At 37.5% G+C, this 6,027-nt stretch carries 6 protein-coding genes; all 6 read left to right on the forward strand.

Annotated elements, in window-relative coordinates:
* Nucleotides 1–110 precede the first annotated feature (110 nt).
* From C5S62_RS03180 to C5S62_RS03205, 6 genes are read left to right on the forward strand one after another with little or no spacing between them, the layout of a single operon-like run.
* Nucleotides 111–1,208 carry a hypothetical protein gene (locus tag C5S62_RS03180; protein WP_104404021.1) on the forward strand — a complete coding sequence of 366 codons (1,098 nt, stop codon included), beginning with the start codon at nt 111–113 and terminating at the stop codon, nt 1,206–1,208.
* 44 nt (nt 1,209–1,252) lie between these two features.
* Nucleotides 1,253–2,311 (forward strand): glycosyltransferase family 4 protein, encoded by a 1,059-nt coding sequence (locus C5S62_RS03185; RefSeq protein ID WP_104404022.1) that lies wholly within the window; start codon nt 1,253–1,255, stop codon nt 2,309–2,311.
* Nucleotides 2,312–2,329: 18 nt separating this feature from the next.
* Nucleotides 2,330–2,767 (forward strand): adenylyltransferase/cytidyltransferase family protein, encoded by a 438-nt coding sequence (locus tag C5S62_RS03190; RefSeq protein WP_104404023.1) that lies wholly within the window; start codon nt 2,330–2,332, stop codon nt 2,765–2,767.
* Nucleotides 2,757–3,725 carry a sugar-transfer associated ATP-grasp domain-containing protein gene (locus tag C5S62_RS03195; RefSeq protein WP_104404024.1) on the forward strand — a complete coding sequence of 323 codons (969 nt, stop codon included), beginning with the start codon at nt 2,757–2,759 and terminating at the stop codon, nt 3,723–3,725. Before C5S62_RS03190 ends, C5S62_RS03195 begins: the two co-directional genes overlap by 11 nt.
* A 33-nt stretch (nt 3,726–3,758) precedes the next feature.
* Nucleotides 3,759–4,664, forward strand: coding sequence for a phosphorylcholine transferase LicD (locus C5S62_RS03200; protein WP_104404025.1), 906 nt, complete (start codon nt 3,759–3,761; stop codon nt 4,662–4,664).
* Nucleotides 4,665–4,717: 53 nt separating this feature from the next.
* Nucleotides 4,718–5,533 (forward strand): glycosyltransferase, encoded by an 816-nt coding sequence (locus C5S62_RS03205; RefSeq protein WP_104404026.1) that lies wholly within the window; start codon nt 4,718–4,720, stop codon nt 5,531–5,533.
* The last annotated feature ends 494 nt before the right edge of the window (nt 5,534–6,027 follow it).

Consider the following 6,027-nt stretch of genomic DNA (forward strand, 5'->3'; position numbering starts at 1 on the left):
TCAATTCATCATTATGCAGGAACTTGGTTACCTTGGAATAAGCGTATGAAAAAGAAAATGTTGAAAATTATGGGAAGAAAAGTTTGGGGGATCATTAAATCTCTGATTCGATGATAGCAAGATTTTTTTTCCCGGCAATTGTTTCTATACTCCTTGTTGGGGTATCGCTAAGGATTCCACCAACACATCCGTTGATGATTATAAACTGGGGAATGATGGTTCTTGTAGGCTCTTTATCTTATATAGGTAAACCATCTTATTTTAAAACCATCTTTTTACTGTTATTTGGAGGGTATTTTGTATTGCATAATTCTTTTACGGATGATACAGTGATATCTTCGCTTATGTACTTCACTGGAGCCTTTTTAATGATAAATTTGGATAATGATAAATTCATTACTTCAAGAGTTTTTTTTGCGATTGTCATATATGCTCTAATTAATCTCATATGGAATTTTGAGGAGTTGGTTATGGCCATTCGAAGTATGAATATAGAAAAAGGTTTTCTGGGTTTCACTCAAAACACTAATACAAATTCGACAATAGGTATCTTGTTTTTTATTTCTTCTTGGTATTTGATTCGTTTAAGTAAAAATAAAATTTATTTGATCTTGTTGTTTTTTTCTATTTTTTATGTTCTTGCGTGCTTTTCAAGAAACTCTATACTCTATGTTCTGATTGTTGTTTCTCTCATATTTTTAAGGCAGATAGTCAGGAAGAATTATGATTTATATGCTGTTGCATTTACTTTGTTGATTCTTGTTGCATGTTCGGTTTATATGACAATAGGTTTTATCAATTCTGATATGGACCTTTTTGGTAAAGGAGCTTCTTCTTCTTCACGTACTTTCATGATTCTTTATGCCGTTGAAAACTTTGATATTACTTATTGGGGAAGTGGCCGGTCTTTTGTCGGTTCCATTATAAGTGATGAGTTTGAGGTGGGGTTGCATAATGGCTATTTGAATACATTGTATTCTTATGGAATGATGTATCTTTTATTTTACTGTACGTTTTTAATTTTCTTCTACAGAAATTTAAATTATGTGCAGTCTAAGGCTTTTTTACTGGGCGTTCATGTCTATTATTTCTTTGAACCTACAATATTTTTTGAGTCAGGATTGACGTCTTTAGTATTGCTTATGACAATCATGACGGGAGACAGATTGTTATCGCAGCAGAAAATAAAATCCTATTTTACATCTTAAAATTGGGATAGCTGTGATATTGTGTCATTAAATATTATTCTTTTATGAAAATTGCATTTCTTCTCACATCACTTGCTAATTCTGGTCCTATCATAGTTGCTTTAGATTTGGTTAAAGTTTTGATGGAAAAAGGACATGAATGTCAGGTCTTTTATTTTAAGGATAAGATGGCACTTGATTTTCCATGTCCTACAAAGCGATTGTCATTTTTCATGTCGTCATTTGATTTTGATAATTTCGATATCATACATTGTCATGGGGTTAGGCCGGATTTGTATGCGATGTTGCATAAACCTCTGAGATGTAAAACGCCTGTTTGTACAACGATTCATAGTTTTGTTTTTCAAGAACATGCTTATAAATATGGTCCGTTTGTGTCAAAGATAACCGGGCGGATTATATTATGGGCTACATTTCGGGACAATAAGATTCTAGTCTTGAGTAAGCATGCCAAGAACTATTATGAAAACTATCTGCCTCTCAAAAAGTTAACCTATGCTTATAATACACGTGTATGTGATATGAGCGCTTCTCTGACAGAAGAAGAGAAGAAGGAAATAGAGGCTTTTAAACAGGATGGTGATATTCTTCTTGGAGCTAATTGCAATTTAAATTTAAATAAAGGGTTGGATCTTGTTATTTCAGCTTTACCTTTTCTTCCTCCTAATGTGAAATTTTGCATGGCAGGTAAAGGTGTTTCAAGGAAAGAATGGGAGCGGTTGGTTAAATCTTTGGGCTTAGAGCAACGTGTCCTGTTTTTAGGGAGTAGGCCTGCTGCATACCGTTATTTACCTTTCTATGATGTTTATGTAATGCCTAGTCATAGTGAAGGGTTTCCATTGTCTCTTTTAGAGGCTGCAGCTTATGGTAAAGCTGTGGTTTGTTCTGATATTCCAATTTTTGAAGAGATATTGACGGATGAAGAGGTGGTGAGGTTTGAATTGGATAATCCGGAAAGCATAGTTCCTGCTATTCAAAAGGCTATAGAGAATAAAGTTCTGTTAGGACAGAATATAAAGAGGCACTTTGAAAAAGAATATTCCCCTCAATGTTTTAGAGACAGACATTTGAAAATATATCAAGAGTTGATAGGAATAGTGTAAAATAGATAACCATCCAATATGAAAAGTAAAACGACAAAACCTATTATTGGTTATACCACTGGATGTTATGATATGTTTCATATCGGTCATCTTAACATTTTGCGACGAGCTAAAGAGATGTGTGATTTCTTGGTTGTCGGTGTCACAACGGACGATTTATGTTTTCAAAGAAAGCATAAATATCCGATTATTAATGAACAACAGCGCATGCAAATTATATCTGCTGTAAGATATGTAGATAAGGTTGTTCTTCAATCAGACATGGATAAATTGGCAGCTGTTGAGCGTGAGAATGCCGATATTGTGTTTGTTGGTTCTGACTGGAAGGGCACTCAGGCTTGGGATGAATATGAGCGTGAGTTTGCTACGGTGGGATGTCGTGTCGTGTATCTGAAACACACGGATGGTATTTCATCTACATTATTAAGACAAAAAATAGAGAAAAATGAATTTTAATTTTATTAAAGCCACATTAAAAAAACAAGCACGTTATATAAATATTGTTAAACGTGATTATGAGGCTTTTGCATTTAACTTATGGTTTTCGTGGCTGAAATGTTATGTTTTGTATGGTGCTACTCCTTCTGACTGGTTCCATAATAGAATGTACGCCTTGTCTTCTCTTGGGCGAAGAGATATCATTACCCGGCGTAAAATGTTGAAGTTAGACCGTATTCTTAATCCGAAAAAATATGCAGATATTTTTAATCACAAGGAATTGTTCAATAAGGTTTATTCGGATTTTGTTCATAGAGATTGGTTGTTCACTGGAAAAGCCTCAGTTGAGGATATTGAGGCTTTTGTTTTAAAATATAAGAGGATAGTAGTAAAGCCTGTAGATTTGTCTAGTGGAAGAGGGATTCATTTGTTTGATGTGAATAAAGATAATCTGAATATTTTGTTGGATGAAATTGCTGGGCAACAGTATTTACTGGAAGAGGTTGTAAGAAATCATCCTGATTTAGAATCATTGAATCCTGCTTCTTGTCAAACTATAAGAGTTTATAGTACAGTTACCCAAAGTGGTGAACCTAAAATATTAGCTACTCTTCTCAGAGTAGGAGGCGGTGATAGTATTTGTGACAATTTTCATGCAAAGGGAGTCGTCTATCCTATAGATATGAATACCGGTTTAGTTTGTGGTTATGGTAAAGATATTTTGTTGAATGAGTATGCTCGGCATCCTTCTACAGATATGATTATGTTAGGCTTTAGTATTCCCCGATGGGAAGAGGCTAAAGCTTTTATATTACAAGCTATAGCTAAAAATAAGGACGCTAGATTCGTTGCTTGGGATTTGGCGATAACTTCCAATGGATTTGAAATGATCGAGGGGAATTATGTACCTCATTGTGGGCTTATGCAGATATTCGATTGGCGCGGGAAGTATGGGATGATGAAGCAATATCTGTAAATCGGGTGAGATGGATTTTATGAGAAAAAGATTATGAAGAGCGATAAAATAATGATGAATGAACTGGTCGCTAAAAGTAACTTGTTGCATGAAGTGACCGAGGAGGAGTGCGAGCAATTGAAAGCGGTATTGCTCGGTATGTATGAAGACATCAATACATTATGTCAAGAGCATGGAATAACTCCGATATTGGGAGGAGGAAATGTGCTGGGCGCTGTGCGTCATGGAGGTTTTATTCCTTGGGATGACGATCTTGACCTGATGATGTTGAGGGATGATTATGAACGCTTCAAACAACTGTGTGTAAAAGGTGAATTTGCAGAAAAGTATGAAGTAACTTTTCCAGATAAATATCGTGATACAAAGAATCTGTTTCTGAAAGTGTACAAAAGGGGAACTGTTTGTGAGGAACTGCTCGATTTAAAAAACAGTTCCCCAAAAGGGATTTTTGTGGATGTTTTCCCTATTGATTATGTCAGTAAGAATACAACAGTTCGTTGGCTGAAAGGTCTATTTCTGCCTGTGCTGATGTTTCTGTGCAATTCTCTTTTAATTTATAAGGTGGATAATGAACGTTATCGACAGTTTATGTGTGCTACTAAGGATGGCCGTTATCGTTATCGGTTACGAAAGATTGTAGGATGGAGCATGTCTGTTTTTTCTCACCGGTGGTTAAGTTACTGCATAGATCGTTTGTGTCAGTCAGAACGAAATGAATGTAATTTGGTGACTATTCCCACAGGTCGGCGGAGATATAATGGTGCCATGTCACCTTATGATGTGTTTTTTCCGGCAAGAAAGATGAAGTTCTGTTCAATGGATGCTTTTGTGCCTAATGATACTCATCGTTTTTTAGTGAGTTATTATGGAGAAAATTATATGGAGGTACCTCCGGTAGAGAAACGAGAGCGCCATTTAGTAGTTCATCTGAAATTTTGAAAAGGGATTGATTTTGTCAAAGGAGATGAATTTAATAGTTTTGCTATAAGTTTATGCAGGATTTTTCAGTATTAATGTCTGTGTATTGCAAAGAGCGTCCAGACTATTTACGGGCATCTTTGGAGAGTGTTTTCCGACAGACGGTGATGCCTTCTGAAGTGGTGCTGGTAGAAGATGGACCACTCACATCAGAACTGGATGAAGTGGTGGAAGAGTACGAAAAACGGTATAAACAGTTGAAAGTGGTGAAGTTACCTCGGAATGTGGGATTGGGGCGCGCTTTGAATGAGGGACTGAAACACTGCTCCTTTGAATTGGTGGCGCGGATGGACACGGATGATATCGCCAAACCTTTCCGCTTTGAGCGACAGTTGGCGGAGTTCCGGCGACAGCCCGATTTGGATGTCTGCTCTGCCTGGATGGAGGAATTCAGCCGGCTGCCGGAGGAGGTGGATGCTGTGAAAACTTTACCTGAAGGCAATGAGGCACTCTACGAGTACGGCAAGCGCCGCAATCCGGTTAATCATCCGGTGGTGATGTTCCGCAAGCAAGCGGTGGTGCACAACGGCGGCTACAGGCATTATCCGTTGTTTGAGGATTATTATCTGTGGGTAAGGATGATGATGAGCAATTGCCGTTTCTACACGATACCTGAGGCTTTGCAGGCTTTCCGTGCTTCCCGTGAAATGTTTTTGCGTCGCGGCGGTTTCGGTTATGCTTTGGTCGAGGTGCGTCTGCAGTTTCTTTTTTATGGCATGCGCTATATTACTTTCGGTCAGATGCTGAAAAACATCGCGATTCGTTTTATTGCCCGTGTTATGCCCGCCTCCTTTCGCGCCCGGCTTTACAGACGCAGGCTGAGAAGTTGAAAAGTTGTTCTGATCAGAATACCGATGCGTAATGGTCTTTCTGGTTTTAACATATTTAACTTTCCGTTACATTTTGAAGTGTTAAACTATAGGTTATAAGTATCGGAGATGAAAAAGTCAGTATTGGAATTTTAACGCGAATACTTGGATTTTGAATTGTAATACTTGGATTTTCTGATAAAAATAGAGCCTTTATTAGTTCTTTTTTACTTATAATATACAGAAAAAGCGGCACTTTCCTTAGGAAAGCCCCGCTCGGCTGTTACAAAGATACGATATTTTTTCTTTGAAAGCAAATAGTGTTAAAATGGGTGTTCCCGATTTCAGCGCCTTCTTTCTCGCTCTGTCGGGAGGCCTTTTTTGAAGTGATATTTATAAGATAAAAGTTTATTTGGTTATGCCTTATCACCTTCCCTTTATCCCCGACGGCATGAACGGCTTTGAGCGTAATGTGAAGCGCTTGGTCGACATGCTGATAGCTTTTTTGAGCCTTG

The organism is Prevotella sp. MGM2, assembly GCF_002933955.1.
Lineage (GTDB): Bacteria > Bacteroidota > Bacteroidia > Bacteroidales > Bacteroidaceae > Alloprevotella.